The sequence below is a fragment of the Microcoleus sp. Z1_B2 genome (assembly GCF_036700325.1).
In the GTDB taxonomy this organism is placed as follows: domain Bacteria; phylum Cyanobacteriota; class Cyanobacteriia; order Cyanobacteriales; family Microcoleaceae; genus Microcoleus.
Window position 1 is genome coordinate 1 of sequence record NZ_JAUBOQ010000071.1, and the last position, 25,093, is coordinate 25,093.

27 protein-coding genes are annotated in these 25,093 nt (G+C 45.9%); 11 read left to right on the top strand and 16 right to left on the bottom strand.

Annotated features, from left to right (window positions below; translation table 11 throughout):
* Nucleotides 1-379: 379 nt before the first annotated feature.
* Nucleotides 380-583 (top strand): hypothetical protein, encoded by a 204-nt coding sequence (locus tag QT984_RS27580; RefSeq protein ID WP_333057744.1) that lies wholly within the window; start codon nt 380-382, stop codon nt 581-583.
* A 223-nt stretch (nt 584-806) separates the two neighbouring features.
* Here QT984_RS27580 and QT984_RS27585 read toward each other — a convergent pair whose 3' ends face one another.
* Nucleotides 807-2,096 (bottom strand): glucose-1-phosphate adenylyltransferase, encoded by a 1,290-nt coding sequence (locus QT984_RS27585; protein ID WP_333057746.1) that lies wholly within the window; start codon nt 2,094-2,096, stop codon nt 807-809.
* Nucleotides 2,097-3,014: 918 nt separating this feature from the next.
* Between QT984_RS27585 and QT984_RS27590 the strand changes: the two genes are divergently transcribed.
* Nucleotides 3,015-4,481: a glycoside hydrolase family 13 protein gene (locus tag QT984_RS27590; RefSeq protein WP_333375391.1), complete on the top strand. Its 1,467-nt coding sequence runs from the start codon at nt 3,015-3,017 to the stop codon at nt 4,479-4,481.
* A 483-nt stretch (nt 4,482-4,964) separates the two neighbouring features.
* On the opposite strand, the gene QT984_RS27595 is transcribed toward QT984_RS27590, so the two are convergent.
* Entirely contained in the window at nt 4,965-5,390 is a 426-nt protein-coding gene (locus tag QT984_RS27595; protein WP_333057773.1) for a DUF2358 domain-containing protein, read from the bottom strand.
* 58 nt (nt 5,391-5,448) lie between these two features.
* On the opposite strand from QT984_RS27595, the gene QT984_RS27600 reads away from it, so the two are divergent.
* On the top strand, nt 5,449-6,027 hold the full coding sequence (locus QT984_RS27600; RefSeq protein ID WP_333057751.1) for a hypothetical protein: 579 nt from the start codon (nt 5,449-5,451) through the stop codon (nt 6,025-6,027).
* A gap of 34 nt (nt 6,028-6,061) precedes the next feature.
* Here the strand turns inward: QT984_RS27600 and QT984_RS27605 are convergent, their stop codons facing one another.
* A complete protein-coding gene (locus QT984_RS27605; protein ID WP_333057752.1) occupies nt 6,062-6,457 on the bottom strand; it encodes a VOC family protein in 396 nt (131 codons plus the stop codon).
* Between the two features lie 53 nt (nt 6,458-6,510).
* Nucleotides 6,511-7,695, bottom strand: a complete 1,185-nt coding sequence (locus QT984_RS27610) for a histidinol-phosphate transaminase (RefSeq protein ID WP_333057753.1) — start codon at nt 7,693-7,695, stop codon at nt 6,511-6,513.
* Between the two features lie 168 nt (nt 7,696-7,863).
* Here QT984_RS27610 and QT984_RS27615 point away from each other — a divergent pair, with 168 nt between their 5' ends.
* Entirely contained in the window at nt 7,864-8,160 is a 297-nt protein-coding gene (locus QT984_RS27615) for a WGxxGxxG family protein (protein WP_333375393.1), read from the top strand.
* Nucleotides 8,161-8,319: 159 nt separating this feature from the next.
* Here the strand turns inward: QT984_RS27615 and QT984_RS27620 are convergent, their stop codons facing one another.
* The 7 genes from QT984_RS27620 to gor all read right to left on the bottom strand — a co-directional run bounded on the left by QT984_RS27620 (nt 8,320) and on the right by gor (nt 13,951).
* Entirely contained in the window at nt 8,320-9,027 is a 708-nt protein-coding gene (locus QT984_RS27620; RefSeq protein WP_333057755.1) for an ROK family protein, read from the bottom strand.
* 32 nt (nt 9,028-9,059) lie between these two features.
* Nucleotides 9,060-9,755, bottom strand: a complete 696-nt coding sequence (locus QT984_RS27625; RefSeq protein WP_333057756.1) for a YqiA/YcfP family alpha/beta fold hydrolase — start codon at nt 9,753-9,755, stop codon at nt 9,060-9,062.
* Between the two features lie 101 nt (nt 9,756-9,856).
* Nucleotides 9,857-10,342, bottom strand: coding sequence for a Spy/CpxP family protein refolding chaperone (locus tag QT984_RS27630; protein WP_333057757.1), 486 nt, complete (start codon nt 10,340-10,342; stop codon nt 9,857-9,859).
* Between the two features lie 19 nt (nt 10,343-10,361).
* Entirely contained in the window at nt 10,362-10,808 is a 447-nt protein-coding gene (locus tag QT984_RS27635) for a hypothetical protein (RefSeq protein ID WP_333057758.1), read from the bottom strand.
* Complete coding sequence (locus QT984_RS27640; protein ID WP_333057759.1) at nt 10,805-11,395, bottom strand: sigma-70 family RNA polymerase sigma factor; 591 nt, start codon at nt 11,393-11,395, stop codon at nt 10,805-10,807. Before QT984_RS27640 ends, QT984_RS27635 begins: the two co-directional genes overlap by 4 nt.
* Nucleotides 11,396-11,689: 294 nt before the next feature.
* Nucleotides 11,690-12,232, bottom strand: coding sequence for an opioid growth factor receptor-related protein (locus QT984_RS27645; RefSeq protein ID WP_333057760.1), 543 nt, complete (start codon nt 12,230-12,232; stop codon nt 11,690-11,692).
* Between the two features lie 375 nt (nt 12,233-12,607).
* A complete protein-coding gene (gene gor, locus QT984_RS27650; protein WP_333057761.1) occupies nt 12,608-13,951 on the bottom strand; it encodes a glutathione-disulfide reductase in 1,344 nt (447 codons plus the stop codon).
* 281 nt (nt 13,952-14,232) lie between these two features.
* Between gor and QT984_RS27655 the strand changes: the two genes are divergently transcribed.
* Both QT984_RS27655 and QT984_RS27660 read left to right on the top strand, forming a co-directional pair.
* Complete coding sequence (locus QT984_RS27655) at nt 14,233-14,892, top strand: Uma2 family endonuclease (protein WP_333057762.1); 660 nt, start codon at nt 14,233-14,235, stop codon at nt 14,890-14,892.
* Between the two features lie 752 nt (nt 14,893-15,644).
* Nucleotides 15,645-16,409 (top strand): ABC transporter ATP-binding protein, encoded by a 765-nt coding sequence (locus tag QT984_RS27660; RefSeq protein ID WP_333212409.1) that lies wholly within the window; start codon nt 15,645-15,647, stop codon nt 16,407-16,409.
* Nucleotides 16,410-16,591: 182 nt separating this feature from the next.
* Here QT984_RS27660 and QT984_RS27665 read toward each other — a convergent pair whose 3' ends face one another.
* The 3 genes from QT984_RS27665 to tadA form a co-directional block, all read right to left on the bottom strand.
* The gene (locus QT984_RS27665; protein ID WP_333212411.1) at nt 16,592-16,972 is read right to left on the bottom strand and encodes a hypothetical protein; all 381 of its coding nucleotides are present in this window, start codon (nt 16,970-16,972) and stop codon (nt 16,592-16,594) included.
* A 226-nt stretch (nt 16,973-17,198) separates the two neighbouring features.
* A complete protein-coding gene (locus tag QT984_RS27670; RefSeq protein ID WP_333057774.1) occupies nt 17,199-17,870 on the bottom strand; it encodes a lysophospholipid acyltransferase family protein in 672 nt (223 codons plus the stop codon).
* A 300-nt stretch (nt 17,871-18,170) separates the two neighbouring features.
* Complete coding sequence (tadA, locus tag QT984_RS27675) at nt 18,171-18,671, bottom strand: tRNA adenosine(34) deaminase TadA (RefSeq protein WP_333108241.1); 501 nt, start codon at nt 18,669-18,671, stop codon at nt 18,171-18,173.
* Nucleotides 18,672-18,746: 75 nt separating this feature from the next.
* Here tadA and QT984_RS27680 point away from each other — a divergent pair, with 75 nt between their 5' ends.
* Both QT984_RS27680 and menB read left to right on the top strand, forming a co-directional pair.
* Nucleotides 18,747-19,343 carry a TerB family tellurite resistance protein gene (locus QT984_RS27680; protein ID WP_333057766.1) on the top strand — a complete coding sequence of 199 codons (597 nt, stop codon included), beginning with the start codon at nt 18,747-18,749 and terminating at the stop codon, nt 19,341-19,343.
* 286 nt (nt 19,344-19,629) lie between these two features.
* The gene (gene menB / locus QT984_RS27685; protein ID WP_333057767.1) at nt 19,630-20,463 is read left to right on the top strand and encodes a 1,4-dihydroxy-2-naphthoyl-CoA synthase; all 834 of its coding nucleotides are present in this window, start codon (nt 19,630-19,632) and stop codon (nt 20,461-20,463) included.
* 230 nt (nt 20,464-20,693) lie between these two features.
* Here the strand turns inward: menB and QT984_RS27690 are convergent, their stop codons facing one another.
* Nucleotides 20,694-20,996 carry a hypothetical protein gene (locus QT984_RS27690; RefSeq protein ID WP_333057768.1) on the bottom strand — a complete coding sequence of 101 codons (303 nt, stop codon included), beginning with the start codon at nt 20,994-20,996 and terminating at the stop codon, nt 20,694-20,696.
* A gap of 498 nt (nt 20,997-21,494) precedes the next feature.
* On the opposite strand from QT984_RS27690, the gene QT984_RS27695 reads away from it, so the two are divergent.
* On the top strand, nt 21,495-22,742 hold the full coding sequence (locus tag QT984_RS27695) for a hypothetical protein (RefSeq protein WP_333057769.1): 1,248 nt from the start codon (nt 21,495-21,497) through the stop codon (nt 22,740-22,742).
* Between the two features lie 268 nt (nt 22,743-23,010).
* Nucleotides 23,011-23,715, top strand: a complete 705-nt coding sequence (locus QT984_RS27700) for a PspA/IM30 family protein (protein WP_333212416.1) — start codon at nt 23,011-23,013, stop codon at nt 23,713-23,715.
* Between the two features lie 54 nt (nt 23,716-23,769).
* Here the strand turns inward: QT984_RS27700 and QT984_RS27705 are convergent, their stop codons facing one another.
* Nucleotides 23,770-23,946: a hypothetical protein gene (locus tag QT984_RS27705; protein ID WP_333057771.1), complete on the bottom strand. Its 177-nt coding sequence runs from the start codon at nt 23,944-23,946 to the stop codon at nt 23,770-23,772.
* Nucleotides 23,947-24,016: 70 nt separating this feature from the next.
* On the opposite strand from QT984_RS27705, the gene QT984_RS27710 reads away from it, so the two are divergent.
* Nucleotides 24,017-24,802 carry a PspA/IM30 family protein gene (locus QT984_RS27710; protein WP_333057772.1) on the top strand — a complete coding sequence of 262 codons (786 nt, stop codon included), beginning with the start codon at nt 24,017-24,019 and terminating at the stop codon, nt 24,800-24,802.
* Nucleotides 24,803-25,093 lie beyond the last annotated feature (291 nt).

Here is a 25,093-nt window from a genome sequence, read left to right on the forward strand (position 1 = left end):
TTTAATTGTTATTGTGGGATGGGCGTCCCGCCCGTCCTTTTTGGACGGGCGGGACGCCCATCCCACTTTCAAGAGTGAAAGTTATTTAATTCTCATTCCTTAGCAGGTTTTCATCAGCAAGTTCGGTCAAATCTGGTTTCTAAATTGTGACTATATAATACCCTAAATTGCGCCGTTCTTCCACAAAATTCCTAGATATTTTTTATTCACCCCAGATCCGTCCTATAAAATTTTATTTTTACAACCTCTGAATAGATTTAAATCCAACTAATATAACATAATTTCTTTGCTGTCTGTTAGCTAAATCACACATTTTTATAAAACATTAAGATAGAATAGTATAGCGATAAGCTTTTAACGCTACTAGGGTGCTAACATTATGAATTATTTGCTAAGTTGGCCTTGTGGCTGCTGCGACGATTGGAAAGATAGTTCCGAGAGTGCTGTGGTACTCAGAAACGGGCAGCGCATTTGTCAGTCGTGCTACCAGCGCAAATACAAGAATCAGAAGCTATTCGCTAGACGCAGGCGATCGGACATATCTGTATCGCGGCAGACAGTAACAGAGACTCTCGCTTATTAATACGCGAGCCTTTGAATAAAGTCAAGTATTTAGACAAACTCGCATCAGTGGTGGGAATTAATAATCAACAAAAAAAAGAATGAATTTAGTCATCAGTCATCAGTCATCGGTCATTGGTGATCTGTCACTAATTTACTTATTTATCATCAGTCACTTGAAAAGCAGGTAACAGATTTTAACTTAAAAAACGAATGACTGACGACTAATGACTAATGACTAATAACTAAATGATAGTTCCATCAGGAATCGTGGCATTTTTCAGGACTACGATAATGCCGCTGCGGATGTAAAAACCTTGGTTTTCGCGGTTGGCTTCTTCCACTCCGTCTTTATTAATTATTTGAACATTGCGGCCGATGCGGGCATTTTTATCCACAATCGCGCGGCGAATTGTAGTATCTGCACCGATACCGAGGGCGACGCCGCCGTTGTCCAAACTCGAATGCCGTTCGGCGTCGGGTTCGTAGAAGTCAGCACCCATTACCAGGGTGTCTTGAATTGTACATCCAGCTTCAATGCGCGATCGAACTCCCAACACAGAATGGTCGATCCGGCACTGTTTGAGAATGCAGCCTTCAGCAATAATCGATTCCGTCACGTGAGTATCTAAAAGCTTAGTCGGCGGCAAGAAACGCGGGCGAGTATAAATCGGCGCATTTTCATCGTAGAAACTGAAAGGCGGCTGAGGCTGTTTGGTCAGAGCCAAGTTAGCATCGTAAAAAGCCTCAATGGTTCCGATATCTTCCCAATAATCGTCAAACAAATAAGCTTGAACGTTGTGGTCTTTGGCATTATTCGGAATAATCTCTTTACCAAAATCAGTTTGGTTGGGAGATTCTTTCAGAAGTTTAATCAGAACTTCTTTTTTGAAGACGTAAATCCCCATCGAAGCAATGTAAGGACTTTCCTGAGCCTGCTGCGCTGTCAGTCCCAGTTTAGTAGTATCCACCTGCATTTGTTTGAGCGCATCGCCTTTTGGCTTTTCGCTGAAAGAAACAATGCGGCCGTTGTCGTCTATTTTCATCAAACCAAAATCCGAGGCCCGCTTCTCGTCCATAGGCAAAACCGAGAGGGTGATATCGGCATTGGTTTCGCGGTGTCTCTGCACAAACTTCTGGTAGTCCATGCGGTAGAGGTGATCGCCCGAAAGAATCAAGTATTCGTCAACGTCCCACTCTTCTAGCAGCCAGAGATATTGGCGAACTGCGTCGGCTGTCCCTTGAAACCAGTTGGGGTTTTCCTGAGTTTGCTGGGCGGCGAGAACCTCCGCAAATCCCTCGGTGAAGCCGGAAAACTGGTAGGTGCGAGCAATGTGACGGTTCAGGGATGCCGAGTTGAATTGCGTGAGGACGTAGATTTTGACTATTTCCGAGTTGATGCAGTTGCTCAGAGGAATATCGATGAGGCGATATTTGCCTGCGAGGGGAACTGCGGGTTTGGCTCGCAATTTGGTTAGGGGGTAAAGGCGGGTGCCTACACCGCCACCGAGGATGATGGCTAAAACTTTTTTCAAGGAACTTTCTCCCTAGGGTCGATTAACTCTCCAAGTACAGTGTCGGATGGTGAGGGCTTCTTGACAAGGGGGGGGAGCAAGGAAGTTTTGAGTTTTGAGTTATGAGTTGAGTCGCTTACACAGAAACCGGGTTGTTTAATCCAAATACTTCTTCAAACCCTCAATAAGAGTTATAAAACCCGGTTTAGAAGAGTTGGATTGTGTGCGGGGCTGGAGTTAGGGGTTTTGAGTGGTGAGTTAAAATACCCATCAATCCATAATCGATATTTAAAAAGTTTTGAGTTGTGAGTTAAAATACCTTTCAATAAATAACGGCAGTTTAAGGAAAGAATAAGGTTCGGGGTTTTGGCTGTTAATAACAAGTTTGTTGGGTAAATTCCCCGTTTTCATAATTTCTCTATCGAGGCTCATGGCGCTGTTGTTCTTTTTTAAGGCAGGTAGTCGATCGCACTGCCACGCCCGCTGACCGAAAATCCAGGATACCCGCCACGTGATTCATCCGTCCAGAAATAAAAAACCTGTATCCTATGTAACTTGCCGAACGTATTTATCTCGCGCAAGTCAATGCTTCAATTCTAAAATCTAAAATTTAAAATCTAAAATCGCGCAATCGATTGACACTCTGTGTGATCCTTTCCTCGCATGGTTCTGCTTGAATGTGAGTGATCCGGTTTTTTTAGCGGGCGTTTCTGTTACCTGAGTTTGTCCGAGTCCACAGCACTCAAGAAGCGCTGCCCGTCGGGACGATAAATTGCTAGGTAGAGTCAGTTTTCCATCTTAGATTGACTGCAAATTTGTGTGATTTTTTACAATTTGTCGATCGACAAAAAGGGAGAAAATGTCTATTCTCTACCAAAAGTTAGATACCCTAGAAACCTCTGCTACTGTAGCCTAAGCGGTAAAAGCTAGAAAAAGTGTATGCAAATTCAAACGCCGGACTGGGTTAAAAACGCCGTATTCTACCAAATATTCCCCGATCGCTTCGCCAAAAGCAAACAGCCTCGCAAACGCATGCTGCAAAACTTCATGTGGGAAGAATGGCACGCAATCCCCACCCTGCAAGGCTACAAAGGCGGCGACTTGTGGGGCGTGATGGAACAGCTAGACTACTTGCAAGACTTAGGCATTAACGCAATTTATTTCACCCCCATATTTCAGTCGGCCAGCAATCACCGCTACCACACCCACGACTACTATCAAGTCGATCCGATGTTGGGTGGCAATCCGGCTTTTAAAGAGCTTCTAGACGCAGCTCACGATCGCAATATCAAAGTTGTCCTCGACGGCGTATTCAACCACGCCAGCCGCGGCTTTTTCTTCTTTCACGATATCCTCGAAAACGGCCCCGGTTCTCCTTGGCTTGATTGGTTTAAAATTGAAGGCTGGCCGCTATCCGCTTACGACGGCAATTTTCCTGCTAATTATGCCGGTTGGGATGGGAATCGAGCTCTTCCTGTATTCAATCACGAGAATCCAGAAGTGCGAGAATACATCATGGAAATCGCCGAATATTGGATTAAATTCGGCGTCGATGGCTGGCGGCTGGACGTTCCTTTTGAAATTAAAACTCCGGGATTTTGGCAAGAATTTCGAGACAGAGTTAAAGCAGTTAATCCCGAAGCTTACATTGTGGGCGAAGTTTGGGAAGATGCGAGAGAATGGCTCGACGGTACTCAATTTGACGGGGTAATGAATTATCTTTTTGCTGCACCGACTATTGCTTTTGCAGCAGGGGACAGGGTAGATTTAACTCAAATTGAAGGCCGTGCTTACCATCCCTATCCGCCGCTTTTTGCTAAAGAGTACGGCGACAAAATTCAGCAGGTTTTGGAACTGTACCCCTGGCCAATACAGCTAACTCAACTTAATTTGTTGGCCAGTCACGATACTGCGAGGTTGTTAACAATTGCAGGAGGGGATAAAGCTAGTGTCGAAATCGCAACTTTGCTGCTGTTAACTTTTCCCGGAGCTCCTAGCATTTACTATGGCGATGAAGTTGGTTTGCCCGGTGCTCTCGATCCCGATTCTCGCCGCAGTTTTCCCTTACAAGCTCGCTGGGAACTTGATGTTTTAGATTATCACAAGCAGTTGATAGCTTTGCGGCACAAATACGCTGCCCTCCGCACTGGTTCGTACCAAGTTCTGTTTGCTGAAGGAACGGTTTACGTTTTTGCCAGAATTTTGGGGGATGAGGAAATAGTTGTTGCTGTCAATGTCGCGACAGAAGAAGCTAATATTAGCTTTGAGCCAGCTAATATTAAATCTCCTCACGATAAATTGCTGTTTGGGAAAGGCGAGTTTGTTTGGAAAGGTGAGGGGGAAACTCGCCTTTTAGAATTGATGCTGCCGGCGCGATCAGGATTGATTTTAGGTTCGGATAATTAGTTCAGCAATTACGCAAGTGTCATGATCCAATCGACTGTATGGTGCGTTAGACCGAGTTATGGACGGATGATCGATGGTTGGGGATCTGACCCACCTTACTAATTGTGACACTTGCGTAATTTCTCTAGTTTAAAATGTAAGGTTCGCCTATAAGCACCATACTAAATTTAGAGATGCCGCAAGTTTGATTATGCTGCAAGCAATGCTGGTATAAGGTGCCGGAGTTTGCAATAAATCTAACAAACCAGCCGCTTCAATAACAGTCACGAGTGTTTTGAAAGAGTGTGCATTGGTGGCAGTCTGGACAATATCAGCCATGATATTTTTCAGGAGTGCAAATAGCAGAAAATCAATCTGAGGCGACAATCATTTTAGCAATTTACAAATAGCAGAAAATGAATCGGAGGGATGATGATTATTTTAGCCATTATAAGTTAAATCGGTTGCCTGCCCTGATGGCTCGGCGCGATCGACCTTTTTGGCTTATACTTGGGTCGCCTCCTCTCCCTTGCGGAAAAACTGCTTTAAAATCTCTCCGGGTTCTCTGTCCCAGGTGTCGATATGTTCGTAAATTAAGCCGTCTTTGTCCAGTTTATAAGTAGAGTAGCCGTTAAAAAAAATCCGAGCTTTCCAGGGAACCCGCAGTGTGCCGCGAACAGTCCAATTTGCCACAATACTATCATGGGCTGTCTGACCTACGTCGTGCAGGTCGAAGAAAATCTCGTTAAAGAATAGCTGCCCGTGAAATCGCAGAGTCCAAAAGATAATGCGATAGTTGATTTTTCCTTTAAATTTGTTAACAGGGTCTTGAAAATAAACATCTTTTGTGTAGATGTCGTAGGAGATGTCTTTCTCAAAAAGCGTCGGGAGATCCGCTTTCAGGGTATCTACTGCTTGTTCTACCTGCATTTGATATTCGATCGCGCTCAAACTACCACCTTGTGACAGTATTAATTTATAACTTTAAATGAATAATCTCGATCGGCAGCGGGAGGAGAAAAAAATTGATACTTCAACCAGCTCTAATCTTACCTCTAATTATATTGTCCCCCTCGGCCTTTCTGCTGACCCGGACTTGCGACATCGAAACCTTGGCACAGATTTGACAGAACACCCCCACTCCTCTGACATTCTCGCAGAAATCAACAGCGGCAAGCTGTTGATGGTAGATAGCCGTCGCCGGAACGGCCTAATTTTGATTAAACGTTTCCACGCGGAGTTTGCCGGGCCTGGGGCTGCCGTTGGGGGCGCTTTTGATGTTGACTCTGTGCAGGCTATTCCCGTGGGCGATTTTTGTTTGGTTTGCCCTCACTCTCCCCAAGAAATACAGAAAGCTTTGGGAATTCGGCGGCAGTGGGTGCGGTTAATGGAACAGTTAACGGCAAAGCCTACAGCTTTGGAACGCGCACACATGGTTTTAACTCAGTTTGAACAATATTTGGATTCGGAAACGGTGGCACAAATTCCCGATGAAGCTTTGGCACTTTTAGTAGGCGTATTTCCTCAAACCCTTCGGGCGGCGCGGCAAGGAAATGATCAGTTATAAATTGGTGTAGATACCTTATGGTGTGATCGCGCTGCTACAAGCTCCACTCGGCATTCTGCAAAACTACTCGATAGCCATCTGGGTCTTCAAAGGTCACTCCATCTTTGTCCCAGTAGGGATTGTAGGAGTTTACAGGCTCAAATCCCATTGCTTTCATTCGCTCAACAACCTGCTGCCATTCTTGGTGGTTAGGAAGGTAAAAGACGATAAGATTGTCTTGAGTTGGAGCGCCACCTACAATATGTCCCCGTTGATGGATGAATTCAAAGTGGTGGCTTTCTCCTGGCATCCCAACCATTACTCCGTCAAAACCTTCATGGTTTTCAAAACTATCGAGGATTTGCAGCCCTAAACCCTCTGTGTAGAAATGAACAACTCGATCGAGGTAATCCGTTGGACGAGCAACCCGTAAAACCTTTCCTTGAAGCATATATATCTTCTCCCAAGTTATTTTTGTGTTAAGCAGAAACGGGATACCGAATATTATGACTTGTCAAAAATTTCTCCTATGCGATCGACTGTCCGCTGATTTTCCTCCGGGCTACCCACCGTAATTCGCAAACCTCCTCCAGTATGCCTAATTAAAGTACCTCCCTCTTTTAGCTGCTGCATGATTTGTTTGTGTTCCTGTTCGGCAGATTCGCCCTCGCCGGCTTTCGCCCGCAGGTAAACAAAGTTAGCCGCACTCGGCCAAACTTGCAATTTTTGATGCTGAGTTAGGGCTGCAATTAATTTGGCTCTTTCTGATAGAGTTTCGGGAATGGTTGCTAGCAATAACTGTCGCTGCGCTAGGGCTAACTCGGCTGCAGTTTGCGAGAAACTGGGAAGGTTGTAGGGGAGGCGAATTTTTTCTAAGGCGGCTGTAAGTTCGGGATGGGCGATCGCATATCCGACTCTCATTGATGCTAGTCGAAATGCTTTGGAAAATGTCCGCAAAATTATCCAATTCGGGTGATGGTGCAATTGGTCTGCTAAAGTATTTTGGCTGAATTCAAAATAGGCTTCGTCAATTACTACTAATATCTCTTCGGGTAAGTTTGACAACCATTTTATTTCATCTGCTGTCAAAGCATTGGCTGTGGGCGAATTGGGGTGAACGACAAAGACGGCGCGCACGGGGGGATTTTGATTTTGGGCTATGGCCCTTTTAGCCGCCTCGATATCGATTTCAAAATTCTCCTCTTTCCGCTGAACACTGACAACGGGAATTCCGAGGGTTTGGGCGATTATTCCATACATCGAAAAGGTGGGATTCGCAACGAAAATAGAGCCTGTACCGCCTAAGCAAGTAGCTATTAAGATGGATCTAATTAGTTCGTCGGAACCGTTACCCACAGAAATATTGTCGGCTGTAATGGCGGTTTTTGGCACTGTAACCCCCCCTAGCCCCCCCTTGTTGGGGGGGACATTTAGGGATTCATTGACGTATTGGGCGATCGCCTCTTTGAGCGCTGCGTGGCCTCCGTCGGGATAGCGATTTGTCTCAATTAACTGCTGGTAAGTCCAAGCTAGCTTTTTTTTTAATTCTTCTGGCAAGTCATAGGGGCATTCGTTGGTATCAAGGCGATCGATCGCACTTTCCGAGTGCGCTGGTTCTCCTGATGTGCCGCCCGGATGGGGAGTGTATGCGGTAAGTTCGGCTAACTCTTTTCGGATAAAGGGAAGCATGGTATAATTTACGACTTTTTATTTTAGATTATCTGCTTAGAAGCATCTGAACTTAGCATAGAGCTTGTTCTATCTCGAAAGCAAGAGGAGAGAAGGAATTGAGTTTCTGTCGATCGATTGATGCGTCGGCTGCGGCCAAGTGATTATTCTTAGAAAGTAACTGCTAATATGTGGAAACCAAGTATGAAAGTCAAGCCTTCCGATATATCTAAAAGTGCCGCCGCTACCCTCATAGCTTTGAGTGTGGCGATTCTCCCTTCAGCGCCTGCCTGGGCTCAAACGGACTCAGCTCCGGCACAGAACAATACTGATTCTAATCGAGTTATTCTAGACACCACTCCCCTTCAAGAAAGCAAGGAAGACAACAATCATTGGGGTGCTTTGGGTTTGTTGGGCATCCTCGGTTTGGCGAATCTCTTTCGCAAGGATGAACCCAAACGCTACCGCGATCCGATGGGCGAATAATTTTTTAAACTGCCATCGCACCAGCCAAAAAACCAAATCAACCGTCGTGGATTCAGAAACCGGGTTTTTTACCGAAAGACTGGATTATTGCCTTTAATCCGAGTAACAAATCCGGTTTCTTTGATATATTTGGGTATTTTGGTCACAAAGTTTGTTTATTCAATCACGCCACAAAGCAATCCCGCCCAATAAACCGCTCACATTTGGTACTATTTTAACCTGCGGCGGTAACTCAACAGCAATCTTTTTAGTATTGCCGCCGCCGATGTAAATGCGATCGCAGTTAAAGAGATTTTGCAGATAGGTGAGCGCTTTTTCCAAACGGCGATTCCATCTTTTGGAACCGACTGTATCTAATGCCGATCGCCCTAATTGCTGTTCGTAAGTTTCCCCTTTGCGAAACGGGTGATGTCCTAATTCTAGATTTGGCACCAAGATACCATCGACAAATAAGGCAGAACCGAAACCGGTGCCCAGGGTAATTACTAATTCTAGCCCCGTCCCAGCAATTGCTCCCAATCCTTGAATATCGGCATCGTTAGCCACTCGCACAGGTTTTCCCAAGCGATCTTTGAGGGTAGTTTCTAGGTCAAAATCTATCCAAGACGGATCTAAATTCACTGCGGTTTTGATGACGCCTAGACGCACGACGCCGGGAAAACCGACGGATACTCGGTCAAATTCCCCTTGTCCGCTTGCTAAAGAGGCGATCGCCTCTAATACGGGTTCCGGTTTCGGTGGTTGAGGCGTTTCTAAACGGCTGCGTTCCGTTTGGGGCTCGCCTTCATTGTCCAAAACCATAACTTTTATGCCACTTCCGCCAATGTCAACGGCTAAGGTGCGAGTCGATCGATCTTGTTGAGTCATTTGATTGTTAAGACTTGCAAGTTGGTCAAATTTTAATTTTTGAATTGGCAAAACTTTTGAATCGCTTCCCAAATTTCCGCTAGGACATTTCCCAAAGAATGATCGTCTTCTAATTCGATTAATTGCACCCAGGGACGGTTAGCGGCAAAATCTCTGCTAGCTTGAATCGGTATTATTGTATCATGCTGGCCGTGAAGGATTAACGTAGGGACTGACCGCATTAATTTTTCTTCAGGGTATTGAGCCATATCTGCCAAAAACTGATAATTCAGCGGCAGATAACCTTGTTCGCCGTAGTGGTAAACGGGCAAATATTTCTCCGACTGCCACTTTTCTAACTGTTGCTGTCCCAACAGCGGCAGCCAGTGGGAGATAAATTGAAAAGCCGGTGCTAACAAAACTATTTGTTTTACTGACAATTGTCGCTGGGCCAACCAAGCCGCTGTCAGCCCCCCAAAACTAGACCCAATTATTGTAACTCCCCCTAATTGTTCCTTATCTGCCGATGGGGAGGATATCGAATTAGCGGTTTGCAAAAATTCTGTTTCTATTTGCTGCAACTGGCGGGTGAGGGTGAGACCGGAAAAATCGTTTTGATTGAGATCGGGAGTTTTTAGGTCAATTTCTAGGGACGAAAAGCAATCTCGGAAATATCTTGCCTTAAGGGAATCGGGACTTGATGCAAATCCGTGTAAATAAATGTAACTCGAATGGTTTTTTAAATTCATTCAGTAATTGATATTTAACAACAAATATTAATTATAACACCCACAGCCCCGACTTCTTTAAGAAGTCGGGGCTCTAATAAGCCGTGAACAAAATGGCACTATTACTGCGGTTTTTGACGGTTTTGCATCCGGTTTTTAGCATTTTGTCGGCGCTGCTGCATCAGTTGAGCGAATTGGCTGCGCTGTTCAGGCGTGAGCACTTCTCGCATTGCGAGTGTATTTTCAAATTGCACCTCTTCAAACTGCTGTCTCAATCCCATTATTTGACGGTGTTTTTCACGAATTTCGCTGGCATTTGCCGTGCCGGACATCATCGTGTCCAATTCTTGTCGGGCTTGGCGAACTGCTTGCATTCGCTGGGAAAGTTGGTCTTTGTAGCGATCGCGAACTGCTTGCATTTGCTGCTTTTGGTCAGCGCTTAAATTCAGTTGCTCAAACATCCCGCCTTCCTTGCCAGCGGGTCGATTTGGTCGCTGATTTTGGGCAATTGTTTCCGGTTCTAAAGGATTAGGAACTGCTATTGCTGCGGCTGTGCTGCCGAGAGTCAGCATTAAAACGGCTAGGGCAGAAATACGACGAATTGACATGAAAATTACCTCTTTGATATTACTTATTTGTTGGCGGTTCGCTTTCCGAGGAAAAAGGGAAATTCAACCAGTCTGTTGGCGGGCGATCGGTCATAGTTTCTTGGGGAGAGTCATGGAGTACACCCTCCCAGTTAGTCACTAAAAATGCTTCTAAGTTAGCTGTTTCCTCATCTGGTAATTGTGCAGTCTCAAACGGACGGTAGCCAGACCAAAAAAGTAGCAGGCTAGCAGCAATCGCAGACGACACAGCCCACTTAGAAACAGATGATATTTTTAACCTGTCATGAGACTTAGGTGACGTAGTTACTCGCCTTTTTTCCCGGTGTTTTTCATTAAGAAGGCTCGCATGATTAGTTTCTATTGCTGCTAGAATTTTTTGCTCTAAATCTGGTGCAGCTTCAGGAATATTGGCGCGATGTTGCTTCAAGAAATTAACTAACTCTTGGTCGCTGCTTGGGTTATTCATAGCTCGCTGACACCTTCTTTTTGCAAAAATTGCCGCACAGCATTTCGGGCATAAAACACGCGAGATTTGACAGTTCCCGCAGGCAGTCCCAAAATTTGGGCTACTTCTTTTTGCGGGATGTCTTCTAAGTCGTGCAGCACCAAAACGCTGCGGTGTTCAAAGCTCAATTGCTCCAGTCCGCGCTGCACTAAATCTTGATAGTGCAACTGCATCAAGTCCGATGTGTTATCTTTGAGAATAACCCGATCCATTGTTTCTTGATTTTTGAGTTGGGAGTCAAAAGAATGCTGTTTAGCAAATGCTTGTCTTTGGTCGGAAGCCACATTCCAAGTGATTCGATAAAGCCAAGTAGAAAAGTTTTCCTGGTGCTTGAGTTTGGGCAATCCTTTCCAGACTCGCAGGAATACTTCTTGTGCTAAATCGTCAAGAAGCGAGGGGCCGCAGAGTTGGTAAAGGGTTGACCTGACTTTGAGTTGGTAGCGTTGGTAAAGGTAGCGAAAGCAAGTGCGATCGCCCTTTAAACATTGAGCAACTAAGTCCGAGTCGGAACAGTCATCGATTAAAACATTGGCTGACACAGCTAACACCTGTGAAGTCTCCCCCACCAGTTCGTTATCTGAAGTGTTTAGACAGGGCGATCGCGAAAAAGGTTCAAATCATTTAAAATTTTATTTTGAGCATGAATCCGCTTGGGCTGGAAAACTGCACCAATGTCAGTAACAGGCTTTCCGGCCTGTTCCACAAAAATTAAATAAATTTTATTGTGGGCAGTAAAGGTTGGGCTTCTAGCCCGCCCCTAACAGGCAAGAGACCTGTTCCACAAAACTCAATTTTATTGTGGAACGGGCCGAAGAGCCCGTTCTTAACAATAATGCAAGATGTTATTTATAACTATTTACAGCATTTTTCCAATAAGTATAAGTTTCTAAACCAATACTTTTTTGGTCTTCATTATAGATATCATCTAAACATTTAAAAAGAGCCAAAGCATAATTTTTTAATCCCAACTCTGTTAAACTTGTGAGAATCCTAGTCAGCCGCAAATAGTTGTGATTAAATTTTTCAATCCACTGTCTTTTTTTTAAAAAATATTTCTCTGATTTCGCAATTACAATTTCTGCGTTTTCCCCTTCGCGGCATTCCAACCCGTAAAACGCCAGCATGACTTTTAGAGATTTGAATAAGCGACTTCTCAACTCTTCACTTGTTCTAAAAGCTTTAATTACCTCATCATTTAAAGTTGGAGCACTGGAATTAAAGCGACTCTTTTCTCTCAGCGGAAACAGCCATTGAATGTAATTGTGCACGGATTCCAGCTTCTGGTAATCCCACGACCAAATATCCTCGATCGCCCGACCTTGAGAATCAGGCTGCTGACCGAGATAGAATGCTAAAATTTTGTTTTGTTTGGTTGAATTACTCATTAATCTGCTATACAAAAAATCAGAATGTTACTCTTCAGTCGGTTAAAACTGAGATGTTACACCAATATAAATAAAGGAATTTATCGCGGGGTGGGGGCGGTTTTTGACTCTTTGGGTATCTGTTTAAGCTATTGGTGAACCCGCCCCTAAAGATTTTTAAGAATGTTGTTCTTCAGTCAGTTTTAACTCACATCTTGCACCATTCGCAATTACCTGTAGGGGCGGGTTCGCCAACAGCCTCTCCGGTTGCAGATAGGTTAAATAAACCCGCCCCAACCCCACCAATAGCCCTTTATTGAGATTGGTGCAAGATTTCAGTTTCAACCGACTTTAGCTATTAGCCAGGGGTTTAAACCCCTGACTGCTTCCCCCGCTTTACCGCAGAGTCACAAACTCTTCAGCAGTCGATGGGTGAATGCCAATAGTCGCGTCGAAGTCTTTCTTCGTAGCCCCCATATTAACCGCGATCGCCATTCCTTGAATAATCTCGCCCGCGTCTTTCCCAACCATGTGCACACCCAAAACTCTGTCAGTATTAGTTTCAACAACTAACTTGACAAAAGTTTTCTCATCTGCACCTGTCAAAGAATGAAACATGGGTCTAAACTTGGCTGTATAGCACTTAATTGATTCGGGAAACTTGGCTTTAGCTTCCTCTTCTGTTAAGCCAACTGTAGCTGCTTCCGGCTGCGAAAATACTGCTGATGCAACATTTTCGTGACTGATCGATCTGGGGTTATTACCAAATTCAGTATCTGCAAAAGCGCGGCCTTCGGCGATCGCAATTGGCGTTAAATTGATGCGGTTGGTGCAATCTCCCACTGCAAAAATGTGGGGCTGACTGGTGCGGCTGTCTTTGGTAACTGCGATCGCACCTTTATCGGTTTCTACCCCCGCATTTTCTAAACCCAATTTTTCTAAATTTGGTAAGCGCCCGGTAGCGCACAACAGGGCGTCTACTATTAGCGTTCCTTCAGATTTTCCCGACAGAGTTAATTTTAAACCTTCTGGGGTTTTCTCAATTTGTGCGATCGAGCTTTCTGTCAAAAATTCGATTCCGTGCTTAATCATTCCTTCTTGCACGTTGGCGCGAATTTCTGCGTCGAAGTAGTGCAAAATTTGATCGCGCCGGATGATTTGAGTTACTTGGCTTCCCAACCCGTTCATGATGCAGGCAAATTCGACGCCGATGTAGCCACCGCCCCAAATTGCTAAGCGTTTTGGCTGCTCTTTTAGCAAGAAGATTTCACGGGAAGTAATCGCGTGTTCGATACCGGGAATGTCAATGCGATGGGCTTCACCGCCCACTGCAATTAAGATTTTGGCGGCGGTGATTTTTCTGTCACCAACTTCGACGGTATGGGGGTCAATAAATTTGGCGTATCCTGAGATTAATTCGACTCCGGCTTTTTCAAGAAAGCTGATGTGCAGTTTGCTGAGTCGGCGCACTTCTGTGTCTACCGTGGTGACAAGTTTTTCCCAATCAAAGCTGCTTTCTACTGGACTCCAACCGTAGCCCACCGCATCTTCGTAAAGGTGCGAAAATGTGGAGGCGTACACCATGAGTTTTTTGGGGACACAGCCGCGAATTACGCAGGTTCCGCCTACTAAGTCATTTTCGGCGATCGCCACTTTTGCGCCGTAGGATGCTGCTCGCTTGGAACTCGCCAATCCGCCGGAACCCGCACCTATCACAAACAAGTCGTAGTCGTATGTCATAATTGTCTGTACCTTCTTATCGCCCACTTACCAATTTTACGCTTTACTTTTCTTAATGATATCTCAAAAAAATTTTGTTTTTTTTGGGGTCAACTACTTTACTTTTTGCGCTTACTGAGGTATTATTTAATAATAGGAATATTTGCATTAATTTTAAAATTGCTCACACTCCCATTATTAGACTATAGCACAAGCGACCGACAAGAAACATATAAAAATGTAAATTTTTTTTCTGCGGCAGATGAGGAAATAGCTAATTATAGTTCTCGGAGACAACCACCATGCAAGTCACGACCGAACAAATTATTTATCCATGCAGCGACGGTCAACCAATGGCAGATAGCACAATTCAATACAAATTAATCGTCAAAATCAAAGAAGGTTGCGAATCGCTGTTTAAAAACGACCCAAACGTGTTTGTAGCAGCCGATTTACTGTGGTATCCAGTTGAAGGTAGACCAGACATTTCTCAAGCACCGGATGTCATGGTAATATTTGGCAGACCAAAAGGCGATCGACGTTCCTACCTGCAATTTAACGAAGATAATATTGCTCCCCAAGTTGCCTTTGAGATTCGCTCTCACAACGACAGACAAACCAAGATGTACAAAAAACTTTCATTTTACAATCGCTATGGAGTCGATGAATATTACCTTTACGATCCCGAAAGCAACGATTTGAGCGGTTGGCAAAGAATTGAAGGAAACTTAGAAATAATTGAGCCGATGGAGGGCTGGGTAAGTCCGAGATTGGGAGTACGATTTGAGTTGGGCGAAGCTGGGTTAGAAATTTATCGACCCGATGGACAAAGGTTTCTTTCCTATGCGGAATTGGAGGAACAGGGGGAATTAAACCGCCAGCGTGCCGAACAAGAAGCTCAAAGAGCCGAACGTTTGGCAGCAAAACTGCGCGAATTGAACATCGATCCTGAGAGCATTTAAGCGACAAATTAGACCTCTTGCAAAGGTCAAAAACACCCCCCTCAGTCCCCCCTTGCTAAGGGGGGAAGCAAGAAAAATTAGGCTCCCTCCCCGCGACTTCGGGGAGGGTTGGGAAGGGGTCTCAGCATTTTTGCAAGAGCTCTATTGTTGAATTTAGGGCTTACGCATCAAGACCACAGAAACCGGGTTTTTTATGGTTTATGCGCGCTGTAGCGAATGATGTTCGTGAAAAAACCAGGTTTCTCACCACCTTTGTGTAAGTTCCATAATTACAATTTGTCCCACTTGTTTAAAGTCGCGAAGCAATCTCCATTCTTCGGGATTGGTTCACTCTACTCCGGTGCATTTGCAATGACCGAAAGCATCCAGAATACAAGCCCCTAGATTCATTCCTTCGGAGACTCAGAACCCAGAGATAAAAAACCTGTATCCGATGAAACTTTCCCCCCTAATTTATCTCGCGCAAGTCAGTCGATTTTAGATTTTAGATTTTAGATTTTAGATTTACCCCACAGATAAATCTGGGAGCTTGAACTAGGGTCTAAAATTTTTATCTTTCCACGACTTAAGTCGGGAGCTTGTATCCGTTTTTGGGCCTTGTCAATGCTTCAATCTAAAATCTAAAATCTAAAATCTAAAATCGATTGACGCCTGATACTAAAATTAGCGTCCAAACGATCGCCACGACCGCCGCCAAAACCGATAAGAAGTGTTAAGTTAGTAGTTAGTTGTGTCGATCGCACAGAAAAAAAATGCCTGAACTACAAACCGATACATACCAAGACCTCGACCCGCAAGTCCTCTCAAAGCCAGTTGTTGTCGGTCTGGAAGATGTAACAAAAGTTTACGGGATTGGCGACCTCGAAGTTCGCGCCTTAAACGGCGTCAGCTTGACGGTAAGACAAGGAGAATATTGCTCGATTATGGGCGCATCGGGTTCCGGCAAATCTACAGCTATGAATATTATCGGCTGTCTCGATCGACCTACGAGCGGCAGTTACTACTTAGACGGCGTAGATGTCGCCCAAATGCCCGAATCAGAATTAGCCGGAATTCGCAATTTAAAATTAGGTTTTGTCTTCCAACAATTTCACCTGTTGCCTCAATTGACAGCATTAGAAAATGTCATGTTACCGATGGTTTATGCTGGCATTCCCGCAGCAGAAAGACGGGAACGGGGAGTAGACGCTTTAACAAAAGTAGGGCTGGAAAGTCGGCTGCAAAACAGACCAAATCAACTATCAGGAGGACAGCAGCAGCGGGTAGCCATCGCCAGGGCTATTGTCAACCGTCCCGTGTTGTTGCTGGCTGATGAACCTACAGGTGCATTGGATACAAAAACTACTCAAGAAGTAATGGATATTTTTACAGAATTCAACGAAAGCGGCATGACTGTTGTGATGGTAACGCACGAACCCGAAGTAGCGCGTCAAACTCGCCGCGTTGTCTGGTTCCGCGACGGTAAAGTTATTCACAATAATCTCAACCCGGAAGAACTTTCACACGCGGTATTTTAGTAGAATAGTCCGCGAAAAGCGAAAAGAAAATCGGGCGAGTGAAATCGCTTCTAGACAAACGAAGTCCACTCCAAGCGGACTGAAGAATCAAGAGGGTATTACTTCTATCCAAGAGGGCTTTAGCTATTAGACAGGGGTTTTCAACCCCTGGCGGACTAATAGACAAAACGCCAGATATCTGATTAATGAAAAGCACTGGGAAAAGCTTCCCAAACTCGATCGACAAAATCTCTAAGTTGCCGAGATGCGATCGCACCATCCTTTTTCTCAGCATCCAGAGACTGCAACTGAGTCAACAGCGAAATCACCTCAGTATCCAGCGCAGCCCGGAACAAACTCAGCGGCCACAGCAAATCAGCACCATCCCGCAAATCGGATAAAGTGTAGTCTTCCGACCATTGCGCCGATAAATCCTTCCCTGACAGTAATACAACTAACATTAAAGGGCGCACCCAACAAATTTGACGTGCCTCAACCACTTGGATCACCTCTGAATGCAGGCACGCATCTCCACATTCTAAACTGACAATTTGACCCGGCTTAAAGTTCAAAGCACAATCCATTAATGCTCACACTTAATACAGACATAACAAAGCAGCGAAATAAGTGCTGCATCTCTCCACAGCACCGGAAAACATTATATCATAATTCCTTCTTCCTTCTTCCTTCTTCCTTCTTCCTTCTATCCTTTACATCCGTTACATCCGTTACAAAATCCGTTGCCGAACTTCCTTCTTCCTTCTATCCTTTACATCCGTTACAAAATCCGTTGCCGAACCTTCTTCCTTCTCAACTTTCATCAAGCTTTTTAAGAGCCATTTCGAGATCGGCTGTCAACAATCGTGCTTCTTTTTTACCACCGCCACCATGGGCATAATCCGCCACGGAAATCGGAGAACCGATCGCAATTTTTACCTGAGCACCCCATTGAGGAATCCGCGGGCGATAGCGGATACTCATCGGTACAATTTTCACCCCCAAACCCGGTTTGCTCAACTCTGCTTGCATTGCCAAACGCGCCAATCCCGGCTTAATCGGATGAACTTCGCCATCCTGAAAAATACCGCCTTCGGGAAAAATCACCAACATTTCCTTGTCGAGGAGTAATTCCACCCCATAACGGAGACTGCCAATTGCCGGATGCTTGAGATCCACAGCAAACCCCCCCAAATGTCTGATGAACCAACCTTGCAGTCCTTTGACCTCATCAGCAGTTACCATAAACCGCAAATCGCGTCCAGTCACCTTCTGTCCCGTTGAATAGGGCATCATCAGGGCATCCCACCGGGAGCGGTGCGTAGGGGCTAAGATGACAGGCCCGTCTTTCGGCAAGTGCTCCTGTCCGGTTATCTCAATCTTGCCAAAATGAAACGGTAGGACAACATAGTGACCTAGCGGATAGAGCAAGGAGGTTAACCAAGGAGAAACGCGAGAGGTATTAGATGCTACCTTGGCAGGCATTGGCTTCACTAGAGATGATTTACTGGACTGCTTGATCGAGATATAAAGTCTAAAGTAAGGTGTTGGTCAAATCTTTAGTTTTTGGATCGGGACAGTTTTGCTATTGGCCTTGTGCCGATCGAGCGATCGCGCCCGCAAGAGATAATCTGTCACAGGTAAAACCTCAGCCAACCGGACAGCACTAATGCAGAGCAGTCGGCCGCCTGGAAAGCTTGATCGGGCAATTACGGATCTATTATTTCAGTTAAAGGATCAATTTCAATTAAACATCGCCCCGAAGAGAGTAAAAAATTTTACCTGTTAATTTTTCCGGCGCGCTTCAAACCAAGAAAGCAACTGATCGCGGCAAACAGACTCCATAATACCGCCGAGCACCTCTAAGCGGTGACACGAATGCGCGCTATCGGGAATATTAGCGGCAGTCCGAATCGTGCCAGTTTTCGGGTCATCTGCTCCGTATACCAGCAAACCAATCCGAGCTTGGACGATCGCACCCGCGCACATCGGGCAAGGCTCCAGCGTTACGTAGAGCGTGCATTGGTTGAGATGCCAGTCTTGCAAAACTTTGCCTGCCGCGCGCAAAGCCAAGATTTCAGCGTGAGCAGTCGGATCGCAATCTCGCTCTCGCCGATTTTGCGCTTCGGCAATCAATTTGCCAGTACCGTCAACAATTGCAGCACCCACGGGTACTTCACCAGCATCACCGGCTGCTTGCGCCAGTTCCACAGCCCTAGTCATCCAACGTTTGTGAATAAAATAAGTAGTCTCACTAATAGACAACGGCTCAGCTTTATAATTCACGTCATCCCTAAGTAACAGAAAAACTTAAGATCGATAAAGAAAGTTACATTACAGCTTAATCGAGAGTCTTTAATTATGGACACCACTACGATTACCACTGAAATTGTTGAGCTGTTGTGCCGCATTAGTCGGCAAAAGCTGCGCGAACAAGATATCACTCCTTTGGTAGTGTTTCTGACGGCTCTGATTTCCATCCTGCGCGGAGTGATGATTATTGACAGGACGATCGCAGTTGAAGAAGAAGAACGCCTGCAAAAGACTCTCAAAGCCTTTGCCAGCGGCGACCGCGATCGGGTAGAACTAATTCAGCGCCTTGTCAAAGGAGTATCGAAACAGCAGGTTTACTTCAACCCCACGGAATTGCTAACCCTGACAGCTTTGTTCTCAGAATCAGAAAAACTGTTGCTCATCGGTTCCGGCTACGAAATGTCAGCGGCCGACGGACACATCGACCTGCGGGAGCAAATGTACTTACAGTCGATCGCCAATCGGCTCGGCCTCGACTCCCGACACATTGCAGTCATAGACACTTTATTTACTAAAGAAGGAACCCTCGACTCAGAAGCTTTTGCCGAAGTTCAAGCTTTACTCGATCCCAGCGAATTTGAGTCCCGCGATCCGGTATTTGGCAAAGCAGCAAAGCACTTGCTGAGTATTTTACTCCGCCAATAATCCAGCCCCTATAAATTTTTGGGCAGTACAAAGTAGTGAGAGAGGATTTCGAGGATTTGACGCTGTTTCCATTGGAGATGGGAATTGGGCGCTCTTACCTACCAAGAGCGCTGCACGGCGTATGTTGCTCAAAAACCTGGTTTCGGCCTAAGTCCCGCTTGATTTTTTTTTTGCAAGAGTCGATCGACCCTTGTATCCCATTGAACCGAATGCCTCTAAAATCTAAAAGCGACTTGTCGCTGCCTTGATAGACCCAGCTTGGTGTCAAATCTAAAATTGATTGATTATGCAAATTGAATGGCAAACCGCCAAAACCTACGAAGACATTCTCTATCACAAAAGTGGTGGCACCGCCAAAATTACCATCAATCGACCTCACAAACGGAACGCTTTCCGTCCCAAAACAGTTCTGGAACTGTGCGATGCCTTTACTGATGCCCGCGAAGACACAAAAATCGGCGTTGTCCTGTTCACCGGTGCGGGGCCTCATACAGACGGGAAATACGCCTTTTGCGCCGGCGGCGACCAAAGCGTGCGGGGTTCGGCGGGATATGTAGACGAAGGTGGCATACCCCGGTTGAACGTGCTCGACTTGCAGAAGTTAATTCGATCTATGCCCAAAGTTGTAATTGCTTTAGTTGCAGGCTACGCAATTGGAGGGGGTCACGTTCTGCACTTAATTTGCGACTTGACGATCGCTGCTGACAATGCTATTTTCGGACAGACCGGCCCCAAAGTCGGCAGTTTCGACGGTGGTTTCGGAGCTAGCTATCTCGCCAGAGTAGTCGGCCAGAAAAAAGCCAGAGAAATTTGGTTTTTGTGTCGCCAGTACAGCGCGCAGCAAGCCCTAGAAATGGGTTTAGTCAACTGCGTCGTGCCCGTCGAACAACTAGAAATAGAAGGGATTCAGTGGGCTGCGGAAATTCTCGAAAAAAGTCCGATCGCGATTCGCTGCTTGAAATCCGCTTTTAATGCCGACTGCGACGGTCAAGCCGGTTTGCAAGAACTGGCGGGAAATGCCACTTTGCTGTACTATATGACCCAGGAAGGCGCCGAAGGCAAACAAGCCTTTTTAGAAAAACGGGAACCTGATTTTAGTCAATATCCTTGGCTGCCATAACTGGATGGAGAAATCAGTTTTTTTATGCGCTCATATTAAAGTAGATGCTGCTGATTTTTCTGAGTTAGTAAAGCCCAATGCACCCTGTAGTCCAAAAGTGTCAGTATTGATACCTGTTGCCAAAAAAGAATGAAACTGCTTTGCCAGATGCAAACCATGATAATGATCGGTGATTCCCCTATCGAAAATCGAAAATCGAAAATGGTATGAGCAGCAGGGCAGCCGACGAACTAAACTGAGACTGCTGCAGCGGATTTTTCGGTTAACGTTGTGCCTGTAAGCTGGCAGGCATTGCGCTCAGAAAGAGTGACGGTGGCATCCTGCAGCGTCAGAGTCGATTCTGGCCACAGTCCAATTTCTTCTATGTTTTCCCAAGATGACCTAAAAGGCGAAACCGCTAAAGCACAAGCTTTCCAGTGACTTTGAATCGGCCCGCCTAATAAAGCGCAAACACCCCCGCGTCTGCCTTCAGGGGTATAGTGACGGCAGTGACCACAAGCTGAAGTTAAAGGTGAAGTTAATGAGGTTTGCATAAAAGTTCTTAGGGAAATCATTTTCATCTCTAATTGTCCCTTGCAGAGCTAGTCTGCCTTAGAGCATCCCAACCTTTATGCTGTCTGGGTTGTAGCGATCCCCAAAGCATAATTAAATTTTATAATTTATTTATAATCTCGTTATATATAGAAACAATTAGCTCGGTGCTTGCTCATTGTATAGGTAAAAACATAGGTTAAAAGTTTATAAAGGCGTTAGGGATCAAGAAAAAGTACAAATACCCAAGGAGTATGAAAGGTCACAAATAAGCGGTAGCTCAGGATACAAAAATTGGCTGAGAGTGTCGGTAAGCAGCCTCCGGGAAACAGCAACAATTAAGTTTTCAAATGAAAATGAAAAATAGCTGCCGGCGATCGGGCCCTTGTTGCATTGACGCCAAAAGTAGCTAATCATAAAATAGGCAAGTTTTCAACCTTCTTGTTTATCTCTACAATCAAAATATTAAAATTAATTCAGAGGCGGTAGGAGTTTTGCTAATGAGTAAGCGTTCTTCGGTTGAATCCCCAAATCATCAATCCTCTTCAACCCCAATCAACCCTGCTTTGCAAGCAGTCCTGGGGAGTCTAGATGTAAACCTAGAAGCAGAACTGACAACATACAGAAGGCACAGGAGGCGCGCCGAACAGTGGGTGTCGCCCTCAGTTCGTAGCGGCAAGCAAACAGCCACAACCGAGCAACAGCTAGCCCAAAATTTGCCGCCGGAGACTGCGGAGGAAACCCAGCAGCCCCTATCGCTGCCGCTATCCCTTGCCGGCACTCAGGGCGATGCCCCGCTAGCAACTACCAGGGGTGGCACAAAATTATCTAGCAGTGCCCAGGCACCCCACAAGTATCTCGAATCAAGCGAAAAACTGATCGAAAGTTTGGACGAGTCAAAAGCTGAGCCTACAGTAGAACGCAGTTTAGCCGCCAGTTTGTTAACTCCCTTGGGACTGAGTTCGATGCTGCTGTTTTTGCTGTCATGCACAGCTTTGGGCTACGCAGTCATGTACCCGTCAAATCTAGTTAAGATTGCCGGCCTGAACCGTTTGCTTGATCGCACCTCACCCTCTCCCAGCAACAGTCGCGCCTCTACTGCCATCTCTGATACCAGCACCAAGGAACTACCGAAAGCTCCCAATCTGGTATCCAAGGAATTTGTCGAGCTAGATTTGAGCACTCTCAGCAATGTCAAGCCGACAGTCAGCCCGATTCCTTCCCCGTCACCAAAAGCATCAATCCCGCCAACTCCGCCAGCGCCTCCGGGCCCGGGCGCGGCTGTGCCGATTCCGACAGAAGACGGCAACCCGGCCAGAGGCAGGGAACAAGGACTCAACAATCTGAGCACGGCTTTGCTTCCCACTCCCAGCCCCAGCGCCGCCCAGCCAGTGCCGACACTGCCGACACTGCCTCCAACACCCTCCCCAGCCCAGCCAGCCTCCCCAGCCCAGCCAGCCTCCCCAGCCCAGCCAGCCGCCGCATCCCCAGCCGCCGCATCCCCAGCCGCCACACCCCCGCTGGGAAGACCTGCACGGGCCGCCGACGGTTTCTATTACGTTGTCACCGATTACACCGACGAAAAATCGCTGCAGCAAGCCAGAACCGCTGTTCCCGATGCCTACGTGCGAAACTTCTCAAAGGGTGTCAAGATCCAAATGGGGGCTTTGAACGATGCTGCCTCAGCAGAACGTTTGGTGAAAGAACTCCAAGAAAAAGGGGTGAAGCCACAATACTATCAACCATAAATTAGGCAAAGACAATTAAACTAATGATCGGGGAGTAGGTTGGGCCGAGGCACGAACCCTCGGTTTCGCTTCACCCAACATTTGCTCAGTTTTGATGGGTAATGCTCGCGCCCTACCCATCCTAAAAATAATCATGACGACCTAACTTAGAGGGAATTAAAATTTCACAATTAAAAATTAAAAAGACGATTGATGAGTATTCATTTTTAATTTTTAATGGTGATTTCTCTGTCTTAATTCTAAAGTTTAAAATTGGGAGACTGGCAAAATGGGATTATTCGATCGCCTATGGCGAGTGATTCGAGCCAATATTAACAGTTTGGTCGGGGCTGCCGAAGACCCAGAAAAAATTCTGGAACAGGCTGTAATGGATATGCAGGAAGACTTAGTGCAGCTCAGACAAGCTGTGGCAGGAGCGATTGCAGCTCAAAAACGCACTGAACGCCAGTGCTCCCAAGCTGAGTCTACAGCAGCAGAATGGCATCAGCGGGCGCAGCTAGCTTTGCAAAAAGGCGAGGAAAATTTGGCGCGGGAAGCTCTGACGCGCAAGAAATCTTATCAAGAAACGGCAACGGCGATGAAAGCCAGTCTGGATCAGCAATCGGCTGTTGTGACTAAACTTAAAGAAAATATGCGGACGCTCGAAAGTAAAATTTCCGAGGCAAAATCTAAAAAAGATATGTACATTGCCCGAGCTCGATCGGCCGCATCGTCGGAAAGGCTGCAAGAAATGATGGGCAATCTCAGTACCGGCAGCGCTTTGAGCGCGTTTGAACGGATGGAAGAGAAAGTCATGGAGCTAGAAGCTCGCTCCGAAGCAATCGCAGAACTCGGAACTAATGATTTAGAAAAGAAGTTTCTCTCTCTCGAAGGCGCCGACGATGTGGATACCGAGTTGGCGGCGATGAAAGCACAAATGCTTCCGGGCAACAATACACCCAAATTGCCGTCGAGGGAGCCGCCCGCATCCTGAACCCCAGACAACAGAACAAGAGTCGGGACGAGCAAAAACTTCTCAACAGCCTAGCTAGAGATGGCTCGAAGCCTGTTGGGGAATTCCCGGATCGAAGTTAAACTCAAGAGGTAGGTGCATGAATAAGCTTGCCTGCATCACATTACTCGATCGCTTTAAACTGGATTTATCTGTCTGCAAAAATTGCCAAAAACTAAATCGCACTAAAAATCTGACCAGAGTGAATTTCACAACTGCGGGCTAGGGCTATCAAGCCTGCTTTCCGCCTACTTCGTACACCTCACCCAGGAAAAATAGCATTATGGGATTATTTGACCGCATTAGCCGAGTCGTCAAAGCCAATCTTAACGATCTGGTCAACAAAGCTGAAGACCCGGAAAAGATTTTAGAACAGTCTGTTACGGATATGCAGGAAGACTTGGTGCAGTTGCGTCAGGCCGTTGCCAGCGCGATCGCCACTCAAAAGCGTACCCAGACTCAGTACAATCAAGCTGAATCTCAGTCTAACCAGTGGCAGCAGCGCGCTCAGCTAGCCCTGCAAAAAGGAGACGAGACTTTGGCCAGGGAAGCGCTAGTTCGCAAAAAGTCTCACGCTGAAACGGCGGCTACGCTGAAAGCCAGTCTGGATCAGCAATCGGCTCAGGTGGAAAGTCTCAAGCGTAACTTGATCGGTTTAGAGAGCAAAATTTCCGAAGCTAAGACTAAGAAGGATATGCTCAAAGCGAGGATATCCGCTGCTAAAGCTCAGGAACAGCTCAACAATTCCATTGGCTCCCTGAATACTGGCAGTTCAATGGCAGCTTTCGATCGCATGGAAGAAAAAGTTTTGCAGATTGAAGCTCGCGCGGGGGCTTCGGCAGAACTCGCCGCCGGCGGCAGCAATTTAGAGGAACAGTTCCGCTTGCTTGAAAGCGGCGGTGATGTTGACGACGAGTTGGCTCAGATGAAAGCTCAACTTACCGGGGGTTCTGTGTCTCAAGGTCAATTGCCTGCAGCGGGTAAAACGGCAGCAGCTAGTAGCTCGGAGTCGAGCCCGGTGATTGATGCTGAGTTGGAAGAATTGCGATCGCAGCTCAATAAAATGTAAATCTCTATCAAAATTTACTTATTTCTCAGATCGCAGGTTTGATAGAATGCTCCGCCGACCTACAGGACTAGCTTGGGAGGTCGGAGTTTTTTTGACAAATTCTCCTATTCACAAATTATGAATTATGTCAACTATATTTATATTGATTTAAGGAATTAAGTGTTTAAAAAGTGATAGAGTAATTTTATTCCTTGCAAGATGGCTAGCTTGGGAGGTCAATCGATTTTAGATTTTAGATTTTAGATTTTAGATTTTAGATTTTAGATTTTAGATTTTAGATTTTAGATTTTA